This is a genomic window from Reichenbachiella agariperforans (assembly GCF_900142205.1).
In the GTDB taxonomy this organism is placed as follows: Bacteria; Bacteroidota; Bacteroidia; order Cytophagales; family Cyclobacteriaceae; genus Reichenbachiella; species Reichenbachiella agariperforans.
The window spans coordinates 63,890-87,042 of the sequence record NZ_FRAA01000009.1; the positions used below are offsets into that span (position 1 = coordinate 63,890).

Below are 23,153 nucleotides of genomic sequence, written 5' to 3' on the forward strand. Positions count from 1 at the left end.
CTGTTGATTGTTTATACTTTGTAAGATTCAATAAAAATATAGAATAAAATCAAGTCACCAAAACAATCTTCCCCTTCACTACCTTATCACGAAGTAGATTTAAAGCTTGTTCATAATCTTTCAGTTCGAAAACTCGATCAATTATAGGTTTCAACTGTCCCGAAGCGAACCACTTTATGAGTTGATCTACATTCTGCGCATTTCGTTCTGGATTATTTCTAAAAAACGAACCCCAAAACACGCCCACTATAGATGCACTTTTGAGAAGAGGTAAGTTAAGCGGTAGTTTGGGAATTTCACCTGCTGCAAAGCCTACGACTAGATACCTACCAAAACGAGCAATCGAACGAAAAGCGGGCTCGGCAAAGTCTCCTCCTACTGGATCAACTACTACATCCACACCCGTTCCTTTGGTGATTTCTTTGACAGTCGCTTTTATATCCGTGGATGTGTAGTTGATGACATGATCTGCCCCTACTGCTTTGCACAGTTCTAGTTTTTCGTCTGTAGATGCACAGGCGATCACTGTCGCGCCATGCAACTTAGCCAGTTGGATAGCAGAGACTCCTATCCCCCCCGCAGCACCTAACACCAAAACAGTCTCTCCAGGCTGCAACTGCGCTCGGTCAAATAACGCATGATAGGATGTGCCATAGGTCATCAGAGAAGCTGCTGCGGATTCAAAAGCCATCTCTTTAGGAATTTTAAAAGCATTGGTCGCCAAGGATCGCACTTCCTCAGCCAATCCACCCCAACTCGTCCCAGCCATGACACGATCACCTACCTGTAAACTGGTCACTTTCGCACCCACCGATTTGACTACCCCTGAGACTTCACCTCCTGGTGAGAAAGGGAAATCTGGCTGAAACTGATACTTGCCACGGATAATCAGATTGTCTGGAAAATTAAGTCCACAGGCTTTCACAGATATAATCACCTCATTGGCTTCTGGCACGGGAGATGGCACTTCCTCCAGCTTCAACAACTCTGCCCCACCATGGGTGCTACATAGTACTGCTTTCATACGGCTACTAGTTCTGGTTCTGAAAAATATATCAAATAGCCAGCGACCTCACCATAGCCCATCTTGGATAGAATAGATTTATATTCTTCTACCTGTCGGATGTGTCCTGCTGATTTAGCACCAGTTTTGTAATCAATAATGAGTGCCTTGTTGTCACGGATCACTACCCGATCTGGACGTTTCATTTTTCCATCAGAAAGCAAAATAGACGCTTCATTCTTCACCTCCCAGTCATCGGTAAACCACTGCGATACGCCTGGCAAATCCCAAATCTGCCTGAGTCTATCTTTGATTTCCTGCACCTCGTCTGGATTGAGCCCAAACTTCATAACGGCCATATCTATCGCCTCGCCAAACTCACTTCGCTTCGTTATCTTAGAGAAAATCCAGTGCACAATATCTCCATAGTTGATCGATTCGATCTGGGTCTCTTCGAGTATACGAGACTTGTACCGGAGTGCAACATGCTCTCCTAGATCAGTCGTAATCTTTCGCGGATGGATAGTAAATGCGGGCATGAGATCATGCTGGTACTCGCTCAACGCTGGCAACTCTCCTATCCGATGAAGAGATTCCTCCTCTGTAATCCACCTCTGCTCTAATGCAAAATGATATATCAGATGTCCTGCGGTCTTGAGTAAGGCAGGCTTGTAACCATCTACTGGAGCAGTGATCAACAAGGCCTCCTCTGCCCGTGTCATCGCCACATAGAGCATATTGAGATTATCCAGATGAATATCATGCATCTCCGCTTGATAGTCTTCTGAGAAAACTGTACCACCCAATGCCGCTGAATACTTCACCGGTACGAGAGGCATTCCCAGCATCTCAGTACTCTTGGCTTGCTCACTCCAGATCAACTGCTCCCTAAAACCACCAGAGTGATCCAGTGACCAACTACAATAGGGCAGCAACACCGCCTTGAACTGTAGCCCCTTGGACTGGTGTATGGTCATGATGGTGATAGCGTCTTGGTCTCCCGATACTTGGATCGACCGTTTGTCATGGTCACTCCACCAGTTCATAAAATCTAAAATCGTATCTGGTTCATACTCCAAAAAATCCTCTACCGCATCCTGTATCGCCAACACATAGGGCAAATCTTCTTCTACATCCATCAGATCAAACTGCCTCACCAGCGTATTGACCAGCTCGGATAGGCGAAGAGACTTCCAGTACAAACGTTGCGCTTCGATCTGTTGCATGTGCATCGCCACATCCTCCGCGGCATAACACGAAGACAGTGCATACTCTACCTGTTTTTCGGCCAGACGCTCGCTTGGATACTGCAAATAGTGTAAGACCTGCAAAATCAAATGCACAGACTTATTGTTCTTGATAAACAGCGATTCGTTGGACAACACATCGTAGCGATAGCCATCTTTAGGGTTGGCGCGCTGATGATTCATCAGTGCCTCCGCTACTTGACGCCCTTCATTGTTTTTTCGCACTAGGATCGCGATATCGCTCAAACCATATTTGGCATCCTGTAGTGACTGCACGTCTGCAATCAACTTCGTGAGAGGAAAATCCTCTTCCTCTTCGGACTTGTCATAGAACTGGAGCTGTATCAAACCAGTCGCCGACTCGTCGAACAATTCTTGACTACTCGCCTGATAGGCCTCTTGTATCCGTAGCTGTTTTGCCCCTATTTTTGACTCCAATGTAGACTCTAACAAAACCGGAGCATGCTCAAAAAACAGGTTATTGAACTCGACTATATTTTGTTTGCTTCTGCGGTTGGTTTTGAGGCTTTGCTCATCTAGCAGTGCTGGATCCACGCCTTGCTTCACCTTCGAAAGCAAGATATCCCAATCTCCACCACGCCATCGGTAGATAGACTGCTTGACATCCCCCACGATCATGTTGAAATTGCCACTCGCCAAACTATCCTGTACCAATGGTCTGAAGTTGTCCCAATGCAGACTACTCGTATCCTGAAACTCGTCTATCAAATAATGATTGTAGCGTGTACCTATTTTTTCGTAGACATACGGAGAGTCACTATCGCTGATAATATCATGCAAGAACAACTGAAAATCAGAGATCAGCAGCATGTCATTTTCTTCTTTGTAGCGAGCGATCTCCTGTGAAACCCTAGACAATAACCCAAAAGCATACAGCCGTTTAGACACTTGCTCGAATGAACGGTAGGTTCTGATGTTCTCTTCATAAAAAGTCACCATAGAAGCCACCAAGCCTCGCAGACCTCCTTCCACAGCCTGCATCACCACCTCTTTTTCCTTTGATGTCTTAGCGACCCAGGCATCATCAGATACCGCCTTCTTGACGCGGGTACCTGGTTCTTTGATCTCTCCTTCGGCTACTTTATAAAAATACCCGCCAACACCCGCCGCTCCATAGGTAAAACTCGTCATCTCCAGTCCATACTGCTTGCACAAAAACACTGCCTCTTCTCCCAATTGACGGTACTCTTTTTCAAAAGCGTGCAATTGCTCCCGCACACGACTCAGTACCTGGTCCATGAAAGTCGCATCCTCCAGTTTCTCAAACACCTCGGTTTTCTTGGCTACCAGCTCATCCTTGAACAATTCTCCTGATAGCGACAGTATGCTCTTGTTGGTATCCCATGACTTGCCTTCATTGATCTCGCTAATCGCAAAATCGGTAAGCCAACGCAGCAGCTGCGGATCCTCTGAGATACCCTGTATCATCTCATTGATCACTTCTGTGAGTACCTTGCCTTGGTTCAGTTCGATCTTGAAACCAGTATGCATTCCGATTTCCTTCGCAAAGGAACGCACCACACGCTGAAAAAATGCGTCGATCGTCGTGATCGCAAAAAAGGAATAATTGTGCAGGATGGTATTGAGTACCAAAGCGGCTCTGTTCTGCAACTGCACATCAGTCATCGCCAAATCCCGCATGAGATCTGAGGACATACTATGTGTACCCTTGCTCAGTTCCGTCAGGGTCTCGACGATACGTGACTTCATCTCCTGGGTCGCTTTGTTGGTGAAGGTCACCGCTAAGATAGACTTGAAATAATCTGGGTATTTGAGTGCTAATCGTAGGTAATTATAGGTCAGCGTATAAGTCTTGCCCGATCCCGCCGAGGCACGGTAGATACTAAAGATCTTGGGTATTTCCTCTTGATTCATTGTTTGCATGGTATGTGAGACTAGGGCTAGCATTCACTACTTGATCGTCAAGCAAGCTTAGGCTATTTCATTATCTTTTTTGGGATGTCTCAAAAAACTAAAATTAAGTAATATCGGTCAGATATCGCCCTCTAATCACGCCATCTATAAGATTACAACTACTAAAATGGTCTATTGTTTGGGTTTTGGCGAGAGTAAGAAGCTTATATGCGTTCGTTTAAATCTCGCAAATCCCTATCCATCGTCTTCAAGCCAGCCAGGCCATGCCTACGGCAGATAAACTCTTGGAGAATTTACTAAGATAGCCTTGACCTTCAAGGAAACTGTTATTTAGAATCTAACTCAGGTTAGCAATAGGGCACAAGAGGGTATAGATCTAAGGTGATGCTGTATGACTCCACAGCATCATACAACAAAAAGATATATATCTAAATGTAAAATGGTATATATCTAAACTTAAAAAGATTTATATCTAAAATTGATAAGATATATATCAAAATGCTACAACCTAACGAGGTTTGATACACTTTGTGCTTATGTCTCATGCTCATCTACCTTTTAACCTGAGTTCGATTAAAAATGAATCATGCTCTATCTGGCTTGAAGACAAAGTGTGATTGATGCATTTCCGACAAGGGTTTAATGAAAGTTGAAATCGAACTCAGGTTATTACCTAAATCACAGGTATATAAATCACGTCATGCACCCACTTGATGTGGCGGATGTACTGGAGGGTGATGTCGTTGATACCCGAATCCATCTCAATGATCTGACAGGCAACATCATTCTTTCCCTTTCGGGAAACGGTCATCGTGGCGATGTTGCAATCGTCGTGTGAGATGATGTCAGAAATGAATGCGATGCTGCCTTGAGCATCGTCAGTAGTCACTACCAGAGTATGTAGGTTGGCAGTAAATCCTGATGCAAAACCATTGAAATTGGAGATTCGGATCACTCCACCTCCTCGACTCTCTCCTTCGAGCTCGATTTTCTTATCTCCCTTTTTGAGTCGCAAAAAAACCGTGTTGGGATGTTTGGTGGAGGCATTGCCGACAGAACGAAACTTGTAGGTCAGTTTGTCTTTGGCATGATCAAATGCGTCTTTGATACGCGCATCGTCGGTATCAAAATCCATTAGCCCAGCTACAATCGCCCGGTCACTACCGTGTCCTTCATAGGTCTGGGCAAATGAATTGTAAAAGATAATCTCAGCCTCGTCCGGGACACCACCTAACAGCTTCACGCCGACACGTCCTATACGTACGACACCAGCAGTATGCGAACTCGAAGGACCTATCATCACAGGCCCTATCATATCAAAGACACTACTTCTTTCCATCTATTTATTGGGGGTTGTTGTTGCACACTAAGGAAGCGAATATTTAGGACAATTCCATCCATCTAACGGATAGCCATGGCAATCACTTTCAAAACCTATATACAGCCTCCCTATTCAAAGAGTCAGTCTTGGTTCTAAGCACCTTGATTCTTGGCTCTAGCGATCTTGGTTCTCTCCCTTATACCGCTACTGCCCCTTTGATGTGCGGATGTGGGTCATAGCCGACGAGTTCAAAATCCTCGAACTTGAAGTCGAAGATATCCTTTACCTCTGGATTGATCTTCAAGGTTGGCAAGGGTCTGCACTCACGAGACAGCTGCAACTCGGTCTGCTCCATGTGGTTAGAATACAGGTGCGCATCGCCCAGTGTATGCACAAAATCGCCCGCCTCTAATCCGCAGACCTGCGCCACCATCATGGTGAGTAGTGCATAAGACGCTATATTGAACGGCACACCTAAAAACACATCAGCACTACGCTGATAGAGCTGGCAGCTCAGTTTGCCCTCTGCGACATAAAACTGAAAAAATGCATGACAGGGAGGCAAAGCCATATTGGGCACATCGGCGACATTCCACGCACTCACGATCAGTCGTCGAGAGTTAGGATTGGTCTTGATATCATGGATCAGCTGTGCGATCTGATCGATCGTCTGTCCATCGGCAGTCGGCCAGCTTCGCCATTGTACCCCATAGACAGGCCCCAGCTTTCCATCCTCGTCCGCCCATTCGTCCCAGATAGAGACGCCATTTTCTTTGAGGTACTGGATATTGTCATCCCCTCTCAAGAACCACAGCAACTCATGGATGATCGACCTGAGATGCAGTTTCTTAGTCGTCACGACAGGAAAACCTTGAGACAAATCAAACCGCATCTGATGACCAAAGACACTTTTCGTCCCAGTGCCAGTACGGTCACCTTTTTGAACGCCTTCGTCTAAAATTCGCTGCATCAGTTCGTGGTATTGCTTCATCTTATTTGGTCTTTTGTCTTAAAAAAATGGTTTTCCAAAAGTAGTCGATTTATGCAAAATGGACGATAGATACAGGCATAAATGGCCTCAATTGACAGGCTGCCCTGAACAGGCTCAAAGAGACTACCTCCTTATATGATAGAGAAAGAAATCAGCTGAGGGTAGGTCGGGACAAATCAGCCTCGCTAGACTCTTCATGTTATGCTGAAGACTTATGGGTTTTCGGGTGCTGAGATTAACCAATCTACATTAATATTGCGGCATGACATATCGCTTGCTCTATGATCAATAAGAAGTCCTCTATTCTATCGCTCGTCATCACTTTTGCGGTGATACTCGGGATGGGTAGTCAGCTGGTTCACCTGCGGTTCAACAATGATCTGGATGCCTTTTTCCCTCTCGACGATCCAGACCTGATCTACTACAAATCCTTCACCGAAAAGTTCGGCCATGACAATGACTACATCCTCGTCGGACTGGAAAACAATGCTGGCGTATTCGAACAGGATTTTCTACTCCGCAGCGATTCTGTACTGTCAGACCTAGAAGCCATCGATGGTGTCAAAAGTGTGATCTCACTGATCAATCTCAAAAAACTGGTCAAGAGCCCGATGGGCTACATCGAACTCCCCTACCTCCACCTAACCGATCCCAGTCAGCTAACGAAGGATAGCCTCAAGATCACCAAAGAACCGCACGTGCAGGATCAGTTTCTATCCTCAGACCACCGATCTACCAAACTGATCATCACACACAGTAAGTTCAAAGACAAGAAGCTGGCAGATGCATTTGTCTCCCAAATCGATCAGACCTTAGCCAACTATCCGTTTGACAAAGTTCGACTCGCGGGACGCCCTATCGGCGAACGTGCCTATGTCTGGGCCGTACAGCAGGATTTTACCTTTTTTGTAATCTTCAGCGGTCTCACGATACTGATCATGCTGATCATTTTCATCCGAAGGCCTTCTATGGTGATCGCTTCGTTACTGGTCTCGGTGCTCTCTGTGGTGATGACACTCAGTTTCATGACCATCGTCGGCAAGGAGATCGACATACTCTCTACACTGATCCCCTCCATCCTATTGGTCGTCTCCATGTCGGACATTATCCACCTCTACGCACATGCACAGGACGAGTATTCGAAGGGAGCCAGCATGTCAGATGCCATCAATCAGGCCGTGAAGAAAGTGGGGTTCGCTACCCTACTCACCTCCATCACTACCGCAGTAGGCTTCATTACTTTGATCTCCATCCGTGTACAACCTATCATCGATCTGGGGCTATACAGTGCCGTGGGAATCATGTTTGCTTTCGGTCTGACCTACTTGCTGTTCCCTCAACTCATGTTCCTCGTTGAACCCAGACTCAAAAGAAAGAGAAGCAACCCCATACTCAAGCGGTTTCTTGATACCCTCTACCATGCCGTGATCCAAAGGCAAAAACTCATACTCGCCCTATTCGCCATCGCGTCAGTGCTCATTGGGATTGGGATCACCAAACTAGAAATCAATGCCTACCTGATCGATGACCTACCCAAGGACGATCCCGTCAAAGAAGATTTTACTTATTTTGATACGCAGTATGGTGGCTCAAAACCCTTTACGATGACGGTATGGACACCCGATAGTGCAGAGCTCTACTCGAAGGAAATCATCACGCTGATCGACTCCATCGCTACCCTCGCACATCAAACCCTCAATGCCAACAACCTCGTATCTCCTGCCTCCCTCGTCAAATCCGTGTATCAGATGCAGCACAGTGGTTTGGCCAAAAACTACAAACTACCAGAGACAGACCGAGAATGGCGTCAGGTCTTTTCGACCATCCAGAAAGGAAAAATAGAAGAACGATTCTTCAAAGTCACCAGTGGCAACTTAGCCCGCATCAGTGGATTTTCTAAAGATTTCGGATCCAAAGATGGAACCGATCGCGCCATGGCATTCAAGGCTGATCTAGATCAATGGCTAGACAAATCCGTCCTAGACTATCGCATCACAGGCTCTACCCAACTGATCGAAAAGAGCCACGAGACCCTATCCATGAACCTAATGAAAGGGCTCTTCGCCGCAGTGATCATCGTCAGCATCATCGCTGGCTATATGTTCAAATCATGGCGAATGATCTTAATCACACTGATTCCTAACCTATTCCCTATCCTAGCCATAGCTGCAGTGATGGGCTTCTTTGGTATCCCTATCAATCTAGGGACGTCTATCATTTTTGCGATCTCCTTTGGAATCGTGGTGGATGACACGATACACTTTCTCAGCAAAATGCGCGAAGAGCGACTCGCAGGGCGATCCATGCCCTATGCGATCAAACGCACCATCTTCGCGACAGGAGAACCTATTATCGTCACGACGATCATTTTGACCTCTGGTTTTATCATCTTCTGCTTTTCTCAGTTTGCCGCGACCTTCAATACAGGGTTATTCGTCAGCGTCTCGTTCATCGTAGCATTGATTGCCGACTTGACGCTGCTGCCCGTATTGATCCTGTATTTCCTTCCACGCCGAACATTGAAAAAATCAGACAATACCTAAATCACACTCCTCTAATTTTCTGGTTCTACATGGAATTGAGTGGAAACTAAGAAAATGATAAGTGTTCAGGATGTACATTTTCTTCACAGTTCTAGATTTTCGCTTACTTTTCATCAATGGAAAAGTATGAGTCTGTCTGGCTTGAAGACATAGACATGAAAAACAACAACCTTTTCAGCCTAAGGCAGGTTTCCACTATCAATCACATAGACTCAAATTTTCTCTATTTACCACACATTCATCCCTGTTTTTATTCATTGTTTCTTTACCCTTTTCACTAACTTCATCCCCACAAAACTGAGTTATGGTTCATGCCATGACTCTAACCATTAGCCATCATACATGTATGTTAGAGAGCATAGAAAATATTGAGTTACAGTACCTGACGCTGAGTGATTATCAGGAGTTAAAATCTGCCATGATTGAGGCTTATTCGAACCTCCCTAATTCCTATTGGGACGAGATTCATATCAAGACCTTGATAGAAAAATTTCAAGAAGGACAAGTAGTCATCAAAGTCAACGGTCAGTTGGCTGGGTGTGCCTTGTCTATCGTCGTAGATCATCACAAGTCTGACAACTCCCATACTTATAAGAGTATCACTGGGAATTTCTCGTTCGACACCCATACCGATGATGGAGACATCCTCTACGGGATCGATGTATTTGTCAAATCCGAATACCGCGGACTCAGACTAGGACGTAGACTCTATGACTACCGCAAGGAACTCTGCGAACGACTCAATCTTCGCGGTATCGCCTTCGGTGGGCGTATCCCTAACTACCACCTGCATGCTGATAAACTCAGCCCAAAAGAATATATCGAGAAAGTCAAACGAAAGGAAATACACGACCCTGTTTTCAACTTCCAGATATCCAATGATTTTCACCCATCGAAAATACTCAAAGGCTATCTAGAAGGAGACGCAGCGTCCAATGAATTTGCCGTACTGCTCAAGTGGGACAACATCTACTATGAGAAGGAAACCCAAACGGCAGTCAACAAAAAGAAGATCGTGCGTCTAGGACTGATCCAGTGGCAGATGCGTCTATACAAATCCCTGGACGAAGTGATGCAACAGGCCGAATACTTCATCGATGCGGTATCTGGCTATAGGTCTGACTTTGCGCTATTCCCAGAGTTCTTCAACGCACCGTTGATGGCCGAAAACAACCATCTCTCTGAGTCCGCTGCGATCAGAGAACTCGCCAAACACACCGAAGAAATCGTACAGCGTTTCTCAGAGCTCGCCATCAGTTACAACATCAACGTGATCACAGGCAGTATGCCAGAGATCAAAAACGATCTACTCTATAACGTGGGCTATCTATGCAAGCGTGACGGAACGGCAGAGCGTTATGAGAAGCTACACGTCACCCCTGATGAGGCCAAAGTATGGGGAATGCAGGGAGGGTCAGAGCTCAAGACCTTTGATACCGACTGTGGTAAGATCGGCATCTTGATTTGTTATGACACAGAGTTCCCCGAACTGGGTCGCGTATTGGCGGATCAGGGGATGGACATCCTGTTCGTTCCTTTCCTGACCGATACCCAAAATGGCTACTCTCGTGTGAGACACTGTGCACAGGCTCGCGCCATCGAGAATGAATGCTATGTAGCCATCGCAGGTAGTGTCGGCAACCTACCCAAGGTACACAACATGGACATTCAGTTTGCCCAGTCGATGGTTTTCACGCCATGTGACTTCTCTTTTCCCGCCAATGGTATCAAAGCAGAAGCCACAGCCAACTCCGAGATGATCCTCATCGCAGATGTAGACATTGATCTGCTCCGAGAGCTCAATCAGTTCGGCAGTGTCAACAACCTCCGAGACCGTCGCAAAGATCTCTTTGAGATCAAACAAAAGAAGCCGACTAAGTAGTCAAACGACTCATTTTAAAAGGTCATTGATTTTTGAAAACCAATGACCTTTTATTTCTTCCTGTTTCACCTACAAGAACTACCTACATCATTACCACGTCACCTTTATATCATACATAGAGACATGTAACATCACTAATGGTAATTCCCCCATTTTTCGTTCAGAGCCAGACAAAACCGCCAAGAAGCTCTGAATTACATAGGTATTGGTTTATGTTTGGGATAGGAAATCTGAAAGATAAATTATGTTAAAGTACCCATTCATACTCGTACTCTTAGGTGCGTGGATCGTAGCATGTGACGCTACCCAATACGATGAAAACTCCATCCCTGACGAACACCGATTCACCCAAGAAGTGTTTCTCAACTATCTCAATGAACCTGTAGAACTAGAAGTCCTGCCCAATGGACAAATACTCTACATAGAACGAAAAGGAGGGATCAAACTTTATGATCCCAAAAAGATGAGCATGGTACTTACCGATAGTCTCTCTGTATTTTACGGAATGGAAGATGGGCTCATGGGTATGGCACTAGACCCTAATTTTAGCCAGAACAAATGGATCTACCTATACTACTCCCCTATTGGAGACGAACCCAAACAACATCTATCACGCTTTACCTTTGATCAAAATGGTATCTCTGATGAGAAGATCATGCTCGTAGTACCTACACAGCGTGACGAATGCTGCCATACAGGTGGATCAATCGAATTTAGTGCTGACGGGCTACTATATCTATCAACTGGAGACGACACCAACCCTTTCAAATCGAATGGCTATGCTCCTATCGACGATGATCGAGAAGGTTTCAAACCTTTCGATGCACGCAGAACCTCATCCAACACCAATGACCTAAGAGGAAAAATCCTCAGAATCAAACCCGAAACAGATGGCAGCTATTCCATCCCAGAAGGCAACCTATTCGAAGACGATGACCCTAAAACCAGACCAGAGATATATGTCATGGGGTGTAGAAACCCCTACAGAATCACTGTCGACCAAAAAAGAGGATGGCTATTTTGGGGAGATGTAGGACCTGATGCAGGAAACAATCATGCCGTACGAGGACCTAGAGGACACGACGAAATGAATGTCGCCATGCGTGCTGGCTACTACGGCTGGCCGATGTTTATCGGAGACAACAAACCCTATGCCGATTGGAATTTTGTCACGAACGAGAGTGAAGGAACTTTCGATCCAAAAAACCCAATCAACACCTCTAGGTATAACACAGGTATAGAGAAACTACCTCTCCCTGTGCCTGCGATGATCTACTACCCCTACTCTCCTAGTGAAGAGTTTCCCCAACTCACCAACGGGGGACGGACTGCGATGACAGGTCCCGTTTTCTATCAAGAGAAAGGGATGGACAAAAAACATGGTTTCCCCAACTATTTCGATGGACGACTTTTCATCTATGACTGGATGCGAGACTGGATATTCACGATCAAAGTGGACTCTACAGGTACTCCGTCAGATTTCGAGCCTTTCACGCCATCCGCAGACTATCGCAATATTATAGACATGGACTTTGGCCCAGATGGCACATTATATATGTTAGAATATGGCACGGCATGGTTCAAACAAAATGAAGATGCAAAGCTAAGCCGCATCGTATTTGACCGAGGCAACCGTGTCCCTGAGATGAAAGTAGACATCTCTCAATCCTTCGGTAGCAGTCCACTAACCGTCACGCTAGATGCTAGCAAATCTCGTGACTATGACGAAGATGAACTGAGTTACACTTGGAAAATAGGAAACGAAACCTTCGAAGGTGCAGCGGTGACTTACACTTTCAATGAAACAGGTGTATTTTACCCTAGGCTAACGCTACGAGATGAAGCGGGGCATACACTCATGGAACAGTTCAAAATAGAAGTAGGTAATGATGCTCCTAAGATAGATATCAACATCCAAGGCAACACGAGCTTCTACTGGCCAGGACGCAACATCACATACGAATTAGCCATCAACGATGCGCAAGACGGGACGATAGGCAAGGGTATCAACCGGGATGAGGTCAATTTCGACATCCTATATATGGATGGTTTTGACCAGTCACAGATACTAGGACATCAAATGCCAGTCACCTCTGGAGAAGCCCTGATCAGTAAATCGGATTGCATGTCTTGCCATAAGGTCAATGACAAGTCCGTAGGCCCTTCGTTCACCGAAGTAGCCAAACGCTACAAAAATGACAAATCGGCTATGGAGTACCTCAGTACCAAAATCATCAAAGGAGGTAGTGGTGCATGGGGAGACCACTCCATGTCGGCCCATCCTGATTTCACACAGGGAGAAGTCAAAAGTATGGTAGATTATATTCTCTCCCTCAGCGAGGAAAAACCAGCTCTCAAAGCTTTAAAAGGAATTTACTCAGCTGATCCAGCTGAGGACTCCAAACAATTAGTATTCAGTGCGCAGTATACAGACAAAGGGTCTAATGGTCTCACACCTATCTCAGAGATCAAATCCTTAGCATTAAAACCCAACATGATAGATGCGGGATTGGCTGACAGCATATTCAATGCTGAAATCAATCGAAATGGCAGTATCAACCGAGTGTACGGGGGAGCATGGATTAAATATGAACAAATAGACTTAACTGATATCTCATCCATCTCATTGATGATGAAACACGTAGCAGATGTCCCAGTAGCACTTTCTATCCGAACAGAAAGTCCAAAAGGAACAGAAATAGGCTCATTCACTATAGAGGGAGACAACCATGATTTTACACCTACAGTAATAGATATAAACCCTACACAGGGTATTCAGAATCTCTATTTCGTATTCTCTAGCGAAACTAAAGACATCAACTTGGCACAAGTCAAAACAATTAAATTCAATCCAAATGAAAAATAAGACAGATCGAATCTCAACATTGATGATCTTAACATGGGTCTGTGTTGGACTTACTTTTTGCTCACCCAAATCAGAAAGTCAGGAAACAAAAAAACAAGATTCACCATTAGACGAGACACCAGTCGAAACTGTTCAGATAGGTCTTCAACTCTACACAGTTCGTGATTCTATGGCAGTCAGACCCAAAGAAACACTAGAGCGAATCGCTCAGCTAGGCTATACCCAAATCGAATTGGCTGGGTATGATCAAGGGCATTTTTATGGTTTTGAACCGAAAGAATTTGCAGATATCGCCAAAGGCTATGGACTCTCACCAGTCAGTGCACACATCAGCATCGATGCACTACGTGACAACCCACAGTTGGCCATCGCATCATCGAAAGCGGCAGGCTTGAGCTATATCGTACTACCTTGGCTCAGTGATGATCAAAGGAAAACCATCGGGCAATACCAAGACCATGTAGAATTGATGAATCAGGTAGGACGAATGTGTACTGACCAAGGTCTAAAATTCGCCTATCACAACCATGCTTTTGAATTCGAAGAGATCGACGGACAGATCCCCATGGACATCATCATGGAAGGTACAGACCCTGCACATGTCAAAATGGAGCTAGACCTCTATTGGATTTCCAAAGCAGGCTTTGATCCCGTGGCTTACCTTCAGAAATATCCTGAAAGGTTTACCATGTGGCATGTCAAAGACATGGACGACACGGCTGATCAAAATTTCGCAGAAATCGGTAATGGCACCATAGATTACAAAGCGATCTTCGCACTTCGTGAAACTTCGCCAATTGATTATTTCTTCGTCGAACAAGATCAATCTGACGATCCATTCAAGAGTATAGAAACATCCATTAGATACGTCAAAGAAGTATTACTAGCAGAATAGAATTTAGAAGATGAGGGCATTAGGAGCGGCAGTTTTGGTACTACTATGTACTACATTAATTTATGGGCAAAATATCGAAGGCAAGGTTACCGATCAGATCAGCGGAGAAGTTCTGATCGGTGCTGCCATCGAACTCAATCATCAGACAAAAGGTAGTATCACGACCGAAAAAGGGCTATTTCAATTTCAGAACCTCGTCCCTGGACTCTACGAAATCCAGGTTAGCTACCTCGGGTACGAGCGCTATATCGAAAAAAACATCTGGGTAAAAACCGGAAAAACTGTCTACCTTAATATTCAGCTCGCTCGTAGCAACAACGAAATGGATGAAGTAGTCGTCACGGCGAACACCGAGCCTTTGCGTGACGAAATAGGTGACATTTCCATCACAGAGGAGAAAATCAATCGCTACGCCGCGACCTATTACGACCCAGCACGACTAGTACTCAGTAGCCCAGACGTGATGGTCACCAACGATCAAAACAACCAGATCTCCGTACGTGGACTCTCTCCTGAACTCAACGTCTGGCGACTAGAAGGCGTAGAAATCGTCAATCCTAACCATCTATCCAATGCAGGGACCTTCAACGACCAACCCGCTGCGACTGGAGGTGGCGTCAACATCCTTAGTGCTCAGATGCTCGACAGGTCCCAGTTCCACATCGGAGCGATGGACAACAGCAACAACAACACCGTAGCAGGGCTATTCGACATGGATTTTAGAGATGGCTATGCAGGAGATCATCAGTTCACCGCACAAGCCTCGTTGATCGGACTAGACTTCAGCGCCGAAGGGCCACTCAAAAAAGGTAGTCAAGCCAGTTATCTCGCCAACTACCGCTATTCGTTCACTGGACTACTCGGACTCATGGGCGTAGATTTCGGTGGAGAGGTCATTGGGTTTCAAGATTTAAGTTTCAACGTACACCTACCTCTCAAAAACAAAGCATCTTTAAACGTCTTTGCGCTTGGAGGATTGAGTTCTAATGAATTTAAGGCAAAAAGCCCTGCAGATGTTGAAATCGAAAAAGATAAATCCGACATCTCCTATCGTGAAAAAATGGGAGGTATAGGAGGTAAATACAACTTACCCCTCTCCAATGGGTACAGCATACAACTCACCTCTCTATTCTCGTCCAATTCTCAAACCAGAAACCAAACAACTTTCAGAGACTTGGTCAATGTAGAAAGTCGCTACAATACCGAAAACCAAGTCGCTATCTGGTCCAACAGAGCAGAAGTCAAGCGTAATCTTGGTCACAACACCTTTCAATTAGGTAGCAATTTCAATCACTATGACCATCAATACCAATCGACAGGTACTCAGGTTATCGATTTTTCGAATCAGCAGTCGCTCCTCGCACCTTACCTACTATGGGAGTATCAGCCAACCACCATTTTGTCAATCACTGCTGGTGGCACTTACTATCTGCTTAACGCCAACTCCACAATGTACAATTATGACTACCGAGCAGCAGTGAGTTATAAATTAGGAATGATGAAAATGAGTGTTTCTGCAGGCAAATACTCACAAGTCAAACAAGCTTATAGCAATTTCACTCCACGGCAAGCAGAAGCTCAATACAACCTCTACACCAATGGTTTCATCGAAAGCTATCGCTACCTAGCCTCGACCGAGACTACCATCAAAAAGGTAAATATACAAGTAGAGGGGTTCTATTACTATTTCCCATCGGTGAGTGTCATCAAACGTATGACTCCTCCAGATTACATCATCTATACAAACAAACAATCTCAGGCACAAACCTCTGGCGTCAGCCTTAGACTTCAGGGAATGACACCTCTGTTTTACTATGACATAGGAGGATCCTTGTTCAACTCCACTTACGAAGGAGAAGACTTACCCTACAACCTTGGACACTCTTTCAGTGCATCAGTTGGAGAGAAATGGTTTTTCAATCGCGAGGGTGAAAACAGAGTACTTTCAGCAAACTTGAAAGGAATGTATCAAGGAGGCATGTATCAACCCGAAAACGACAGACTATCTCCTTATGGACGAATTGATATAAGAATCTCTTGGGCAAAGAACAAGAAAAACACTGTTCGAACATGGTCTTTGGATATCCAAAACCTAACCAACCGACAAAATGAAGCCTTCCAGTACTATGATTCGGTTACAGGTCAGATAGAAATGAACTACCAACTCGGTCTACTCCCCATACTCACTTATAGAATCGAATTCTGATGAAAACAAAACTAATCAGCATACTCTACTTCCTTATTTTCGGAGCATTCGCTTACCTACAGCTCAATGATCCCGATCCTTTATTTTGGGTCGCAATCTATGGTCTAGTAGCCGTAGTGTCTGCAATACGGCTGTTCGGGTTTTCTCACCCGAGGGTATTCCTAGGTATCACTATCTTTTTGGTCGGGATCGCTTGTTTTTACATTCCGGGGTTCGTAGAGTACCTAGTCCAACCCAACAAAAATGAGATCGTCGGCGAAATGGTCTACAAAAAACCATACATAGAAGAAACCAGAGAGTTTATCGGATTACTCATCGCTGCAGCCTCTACTTTTCATCAATATAAAATCAAAAGCTAAATCAATTTATATTTTGAGTCCTGTGATTATCTTAGTTGTCGATTCCAACTAACGCTATCACTAGAATGCTCAAAACATACGCATGGGTCTGTCTATTGCTGACCTTGACTACTGTCAGCTATGCCCAAGACAAGCCTGAACTCCATGTCGGTGGAGCGCTACGATTCAACTACAACCTCTCGACTTGGAAAGATGCCCAAAAGAAGCGTGGTGGAGATTTCGGGTATGACGTATTCCGTATCAACGCCAAGGCCAAATACAAAGGCGTAAAACTGAACGCCGAATACAGGCTCTATTCACCCGGTTTCGGTGGTGGCATGCTCAAACAAGGATGGTTTGGCTATGACTTCAACGACAAAAACAATCTACAATTGGGCTTGACGCAGGTTCCTTTTGGCATTACGCAATACAACTCTCACACTTGGTTTTTTAGCATCAACTACTATGTCGGACTAGAAGACGACCATGACATGGGCGTCAAATACACTCATATCGGCGAACAGTGGGAATACGCACTGGCCTTTTTCAAAAACGCAGAAGAGCTGCGCTTTGGCAACAATAGCGACATAGACGATGGCAGATACTCCTACGACATAGCTTCCAAAGACTGGGACGGAGATGGCGAGTTAGATCTTCGCAACAAAGAAATCAATCAAGTCAATGGGAAGCTGAGTTATAAGTTTGGTTCGGAGACCCGAAAAAACAAATTAGGTATCTCAGCAGAATACGGAGGAGTTTACAACCTCGATACCGAGTCGATTAGCCCTAGGTATGCCTTCGCTATTCACTATGAACTCACCGCAGGACCGCTCAACCTCAAAGCCCAAATATCCACCTACAAAATCACGACAGATGGTCTAATTGGCGAACCGACAGACATCATTGCGATGACTGCCTATGGCTATCCGTATTTCGTAGCAGCAGCAGCTACCTCCTACACCTTGGGGATCAGCTACGACATTCCCGTTTCTTGGGGGCCTGTCTCCAACTTACAGTTATACAATGATTTTGGTTTTTTAGACAAGACCGTCACAAGATTCGAAGACACCTTCATGAATGTTACTGGTGTACTCGTCACTGCGGGGAATATATATTCCTATTTTGATTTTGCAGCTGGTAAGAACCAACCATGGCTCAACCCTGATTTTGATCACTCATTAGCAGAAGGATCCAGCGTCACGAACCAATGGGAGGCTCGTTTCAACATCAATTTTGGTTACTATTTTTAGGGCTAAACAGGCAAACTAACATGAAATATGCTCCCCTGTCCTATTGTAGATTCCAACCACATCTTCCCGCCTAAATCAGTTACGTATTTCTTAACGATAGATAGTCCAAGCCCCGTGGAAGTCTCTCCTCCTGTAGGTTGCGCACTGAGTTTTTGGAATCTTCCAAACATTACTTCTTTGTCTTCTTCTGTAAAGCCAGGCCCTTCATCCTGGACCGAAAAGACAATGACTTTTTCGTCATAAGCAACATTTAAGCTCACAGCAGTTTCATGACTAGAAAACTTCAAAGCATTCGACAATAGATTTTCCAAAACAAGAAAGAGTAGTAGGTGATCTGTTTGAAGTGAACGAGGAATACCTGTTTCATTTACATTTAGACTTATCGATTTCATAGCAGCTGTCGGTTGGTAGCGACTACAGACCTCCTGCAATAGATTACTCACATCCACCTGCTCTTTGAGTACAACACTCTGGTTTTGTTCCAGCGCATTTACATCCAGTATTTTGGTGATCATATCACTCATACGCTGAGCTGAACTATCCATGAGCGTGACAAACTCTCGGTCTTCCTCGGTCATTTTAGAGTCACTCACTCTAAGGAGATTTGATATCCCGATGATATGATTCAGCGGTGATCTCAGATCATGCGCCAGTATGCTCACCAGATTATTCTTCTCCTCATTCAATGCCAGCAACTGAACATTTCTATTCAGTAGTTGTTCATTCTTTCGACTAATATCGGTCTGTTGTTTCTCTATCTGCACTTTTTGAACCATCAAGGTCTTGGTGCTCTTGTTGTTATTATAGTATAGTACAACAATCACTATCAAAAACAGTACGACAATTACGAAACCTAGCACCAAAATCTTGCGATAGTTTTTCTCCTCTTCCAATCTAAGATTTGCATTTTTAACCATAGCTAACTGCATCTCCTTCTCTTTGGTGAGAATGATAGTTCCCAATTGATCATATTCGTACAAGTTGTCTATGAATTGAAACACCTCCTGCCCCATGTACTTAGAGGTCAGTTCAGCAATCAATGAAGTAGCTAGAGAATCTGTCAAAAACTCATTTAGTGGCTCATCCCAATCACTCTGGAGTGGCATGATATATCCATATCCCGTTCCTTTAACTGTGAAAAAATTTTGGCGAGTCAACTCCCCTCCGTTTTTCAATAACATGAGATAAATCGGTAAATCGATAAAACCAAAACGATTGTCGTGACTACTAATCTCATCCAAAATATTTTGATCGCTTGGGATAAAGTGTGTTTTGAAATCAATATTAAGACGCCGTTTCAAGTCCGCTAGCATATTTTCATACACCGTACCTTTGATCGTTACAGCTTCCGTCTGACTCATCATCTCAAATATCTCGTCATAGCCATGTATGATAGGAGTTCCTTTACTAGACACCAATACAGTGATATCGGTCAGATAGGACTCTGAGAACTTCAAAAACTGCTTTCTCTCCTCTGTAATCGAAAAAGCCGAAACACCTAAGGTACTTGGGTTTTTCGCATCTCTAGTTTGGACGATAATACTGCTAAAATCCTTGGCCTCTATCCAGTTTAGTTTCAACTCAATACCATGTTTCTCCTTTACATAAGATTGAAATCCCTCTAAAATCTCACACTCTAAACCATGGAATTTCCCCTTTTCATCTTGATAGATAAAAGGTTTAGAAACATACCAGTGTAAATCCAGTGTAGCTACACCCGTACGTTGCGCCTCCTGCCAAGAGTCAGCAAGAGACTTAAAAGAAATAGAAACCAGTAATAAGCAGAAAAGAATAATTCTACGCATATATAATTATATCAGATGACATGCAGTTGTATGGACTGAGCACATCATGCCATTAGTATTACAATGCTGGTTGTATACTTGAAAGCAATATAATTGGGAAAATGCGTTGTTAAAAGTCTATTTGTGTTTTAACCAGTTAAAGGCATTAGATATAGACTGGAAATAGGTCACATTTGATATTCTTCGTTCTTGAATATCTCTTTGTATATCATCAATTGAAAATTTGGCAAAAATATCATCGGGAAAAACCGCTGCAGCGAATTTCACTCCCGAACTGATCATTTCCTGAGTAAAAGTACCAGAAATGTATCGTTGAGAATTGTCATCCAGTACTTCTATCTGTCTAGCATCATAGAGGACTTTTTGTGCACCTTCAAAGGTTACTGCATCTAAAATGCGATCTCCCACTGCTTTGATCTCTTCGAAAGTACAAAAACCCGACCATTTACTCATCAATATACTATCCTCTGGGCTCCAAAAAACCTTTACGTAGGGTTTGTCTAAATAGACTCTTGACTTGTTAGAAATGACTGGCTCTGACTCCATAGAATATCAAATAGTTTCAAAATGATACTCAAAAGTAATTTTTAATCCTTTAAAAAAACAGAGTAAAAACGCATAAATAAATAAGCATTTTTCCTAAAAATGTTTCCATCCTTGCGCCTGTAAAGGCACTGTATTCCCACCTTTGGTGACTAGTTTATGGCCATTTTCTTTCTTATCGATATAGCCTATAGCTGATACATCTGGCAAGTTTTTGATCTTTTCAAAATCTGTCTGACTGATCGTAAACAGAAGTTCATAATCTTCACCTCCATTGAGTACACAGGTCACAGGATCCATTTTAAATTCCACAGCTGTATTATACGTTACCTCATCTATTGGTAGCTTATCCTCATAAATGGTAATTCCCACTTCAGACTGTTTAGCGATATGAAACAACTCGGAAGCCAATCCGTCCGAAACATCAATCATCGACGTAGGTACGACTCCTGCCTCTTCTAATTCGAAAATCACATCCATTCTTGCACTCGGTTTGAGCTGCCTCTTGACGATATACTCATAAGCAGAGATATCAGGCTGCATCTCAGGATTCGTTTTGAAGACTTCCTTCTCTCGCTCCAGCACTGTCAGTCCCATCAGTGCACCTCCCAAATCACCCGTAACACAGATAATATCATTCTCCTCAGCATTTTTTCTATAAGAAACTTGCTCCTTACTGGCCTCTCCTATCGCCGTGACCGATATGATCAACCCTGTCGGAGACGATGTAGTATCACCTCCGATCAAATCCACAGCATAATCTTCACAGGCGAACTTTACCCCTTCATAAAACGACTCCACCGCTTCTACCGAAAAACGATTGCTAAGCCCCAGGCTCACCGTTATTTGTTTAGGCTTGCCGTTCATCGCGGCGATATCAGAGACATTGACAGCCACGGACTTGTATCCGAGATGTTGCAGCGGGATATATGATAAGTCAAAATGCACCCCTTCCACTAGCATATCGGTAGTCACCAGTTTCACCTTTGCCCCACTCTCTATCACAGCCGCATCATCACCTATCCCTACCAAAGTCTCAGGGTTCTTGTGTCCAAAAGACTTACTGATACGATCTATTAGACCAAACTCACCAATCTCTCCTATTTCTGTTCTTTTTTCTTTCTCCTGTGACATGTTATTCTTTGATTTCTTGACATAGCTCTATCAACACCCCGTTGGTAGATTTTGGATGTAAAAAGCAGATACGTTTGTTATCAGCGCCCTCCTTGGGTATCTCTTGAACAAACTCAAAACCCTCTGACTGAAGACGCTCAATCTCGTATTGTATATCCTCTACCTCAAACGCCAAGTGATGTATTCCTTCTCCCCGCTTATTTATAAACTTAGCAATCGCCCCTTGTGGGTCATGCCCTTCGAGTAGCTCTACCTTCGTCTCTCCCAATTGAAAAAATGAAGTTTCCACCCCCTCCGATGCAACGAACTCAGACTTGTATACTGCCTGTCCAAACAGCTTCTTAAAAAGAAGATTACTCTGTTCCAGATTCTTAACAGCAATACCTACATGTTCTAATTTCATCCGAGTTGAGAGGTTAATTATTTAAATTAATTCTAATTAAATCCTTACTTTTGCAAAGAGAATGAAACTTTTCATCAAGCTGAAGAGTTCTATCTAAATAATATTGAATAGTAAAATTTATGCTAAAGGTATCAGAAAAAGCGTTGACGAGAATTGTAGAATTGAAAAAGACAGAAGGTCACCCTGAGTCACACAATCTACGTGTGGCAGTAAAAGGAGGCGGTTGTTCCGGATTGATGTACGATCTTTCGTTTGATGATCAAATCACGGACAAAGATGACGTGTTTGAAGATAAAGGTGTAAAAGTGATCGTAGACAAAAAAAGTCTCTTCTATTTACTAGACACCACTTTGGACTTCTCAGATGGATTGAACGGCAAAGGATTTCAGTTCGTAAACCCAAATGCCACACGTACGTGCGGATGCGGTGAGAGTTTTGCTGTATAATTAGGTAATATCTACAGCAAACTACAACATAAAGCTATCACCTAAAATTAGGGGATTCCCTTAAATTTTGTTAAAAAGAGATAATATAGAAGTCATAAGTTTGCAATTTGGTATGCATGTCATACTTTTGTCAAACAATAACAGAGAAACAAAGAGATAAAAAATATTTGATCTTAATTTCAGTTTGGCACGGTGTTAGCAATAACATTAACAATTAAAAGTTAAGATTATAAAGGTAAGTTTAGGTTAGGTTGGTTTAGGGGTTGCACCGCAAGGGCAGCCCCTTCTTTTTTGGAATAAATCCGTAAAACACACACATATTTAAAATCAGTCTATAAAGTTTTTTTGGATCAGTCGGTATTTCTGGGGTTAAAAATCAATACT

The 23,153-nt window shown here is 43.8% G+C and carries 16 protein-coding genes; 8 read left to right on the forward strand and 8 right to left on the reverse strand.

Annotated elements, in window-relative coordinates:
* Positions 1–49: 49 nt before the first annotated feature.
* The 4 genes from BUB99_RS17935 to BUB99_RS17950 form a co-directional block, all read right to left on the reverse strand.
* A complete protein-coding gene (locus BUB99_RS17935) occupies positions 50–1,024 on the reverse strand; it encodes an NADPH:quinone oxidoreductase family protein (protein WP_073124858.1) in 975 nt (324 codons plus the stop codon).
* Positions 1,021–4,146 (reverse strand): UvrD-helicase domain-containing protein, encoded by a 3,126-nt coding sequence (locus BUB99_RS17940; RefSeq protein ID WP_221407530.1) that lies wholly within the window; start codon positions 4,144–4,146, stop codon positions 1,021–1,023. Before BUB99_RS17940 ends, BUB99_RS17935 begins: the two co-directional genes overlap by 4 nt.
* A gap of 673 nt (positions 4,147–4,819) precedes the next feature.
* The gene (sdaAB, locus tag BUB99_RS17945) at positions 4,820–5,485 is read right to left on the reverse strand and encodes an L-serine ammonia-lyase, iron-sulfur-dependent subunit beta (protein ID WP_073124861.1); all 666 of its coding nucleotides are present in this window, start codon (positions 5,483–5,485) and stop codon (positions 4,820–4,822) included.
* A 178-nt stretch (positions 5,486–5,663) separates the two neighbouring features.
* Positions 5,664–6,458, reverse strand: a complete 795-nt coding sequence (locus tag BUB99_RS17950) for a thymidylate synthase (RefSeq protein ID WP_073124863.1) — start codon at positions 6,456–6,458, stop codon at positions 5,664–5,666.
* Positions 6,459–6,739: 281 nt separating this feature from the next.
* Here BUB99_RS17950 and BUB99_RS17955 point away from each other — a divergent pair, with 281 nt between their 5' ends.
* From BUB99_RS17955 to BUB99_RS17985, 7 genes are all read left to right on the forward strand, one after another.
* Positions 6,740–9,001: an efflux RND transporter permease subunit gene (locus BUB99_RS17955; RefSeq protein WP_073124865.1), complete on the forward strand. Its 2,262-nt coding sequence runs from the start codon at positions 6,740–6,742 to the stop codon at positions 8,999–9,001.
* A 346-nt stretch (positions 9,002–9,347) separates the two neighbouring features.
* The gene (locus BUB99_RS17960; RefSeq protein ID WP_073124867.1) at positions 9,348–10,883 is read left to right on the forward strand and encodes a bifunctional GNAT family N-acetyltransferase/carbon-nitrogen hydrolase family protein; all 1,536 of its coding nucleotides are present in this window, start codon (positions 9,348–9,350) and stop codon (positions 10,881–10,883) included.
* A gap of 244 nt (positions 10,884–11,127) precedes the next feature.
* Positions 11,128–13,749, forward strand: coding sequence for a PQQ-dependent sugar dehydrogenase (locus tag BUB99_RS17965; RefSeq protein WP_073124869.1), 2,622 nt, complete (start codon positions 11,128–11,130; stop codon positions 13,747–13,749).
* Positions 13,739–14,644 (forward strand): sugar phosphate isomerase/epimerase family protein, encoded by a 906-nt coding sequence (locus tag BUB99_RS17970; RefSeq protein ID WP_084190649.1) that lies wholly within the window; start codon positions 13,739–13,741, stop codon positions 14,642–14,644. The genes BUB99_RS17965 and BUB99_RS17970 overlap by 11 nt, the downstream gene beginning before the upstream one ends.
* A gap of 10 nt (positions 14,645–14,654) precedes the next feature.
* Entirely contained in the window at positions 14,655–16,850 is a 2,196-nt protein-coding gene (locus BUB99_RS17975; protein ID WP_073124871.1) for a TonB-dependent receptor, read from the forward strand.
* Complete coding sequence (locus BUB99_RS17980; RefSeq protein WP_073124873.1) at positions 16,850–17,209, forward strand: transmembrane 220 family protein; 360 nt, start codon at positions 16,850–16,852, stop codon at positions 17,207–17,209. The genes BUB99_RS17975 and BUB99_RS17980 overlap by 1 nt, the downstream gene beginning before the upstream one ends.
* Before the next feature lie 65 nt (positions 17,210–17,274).
* Positions 17,275–18,438, forward strand: coding sequence for a hypothetical protein (locus BUB99_RS17985; RefSeq protein WP_073124875.1), 1,164 nt, complete (start codon positions 17,275–17,277; stop codon positions 18,436–18,438).
* A gap of 2 nt (positions 18,439–18,440) precedes the next feature.
* Here the strand turns inward: BUB99_RS17985 and BUB99_RS17990 are convergent, their stop codons facing one another.
* The 4 genes from BUB99_RS17990 to mce all read right to left on the reverse strand — a co-directional run bounded on the left by BUB99_RS17990 (position 18,441) and on the right by mce (position 22,323).
* A complete protein-coding gene (locus BUB99_RS17990; protein ID WP_073124877.1) occupies positions 18,441–20,243 on the reverse strand; it encodes an ATP-binding protein in 1,803 nt (600 codons plus the stop codon).
* Between the two features lie 117 nt (positions 20,244–20,360).
* Positions 20,361–20,789 carry a hypothetical protein gene (locus tag BUB99_RS17995; RefSeq protein WP_073124879.1) on the reverse strand — a complete coding sequence of 143 codons (429 nt, stop codon included), beginning with the start codon at positions 20,787–20,789 and terminating at the stop codon, positions 20,361–20,363.
* A gap of 93 nt (positions 20,790–20,882) precedes the next feature.
* A complete protein-coding gene (gene thiL / locus BUB99_RS18000; protein ID WP_073124881.1) occupies positions 20,883–21,920 on the reverse strand; it encodes a thiamine-phosphate kinase in 1,038 nt (345 codons plus the stop codon).
* 1 nt (position 21,921) lies between these two features.
* On the reverse strand, positions 21,922–22,323 hold the full coding sequence (gene mce / locus BUB99_RS18005) for a methylmalonyl-CoA epimerase (protein WP_073124883.1): 402 nt from the start codon (positions 22,321–22,323) through the stop codon (positions 21,922–21,924).
* Between the two features lie 119 nt (positions 22,324–22,442).
* Between mce and BUB99_RS18010 the strand changes: the two genes are divergently transcribed.
* Positions 22,443–22,769, forward strand: a complete 327-nt coding sequence (locus BUB99_RS18010) for a HesB/IscA family protein (protein WP_073124885.1) — start codon at positions 22,443–22,445, stop codon at positions 22,767–22,769.
* Positions 22,770–23,153 lie beyond the last annotated feature (384 nt).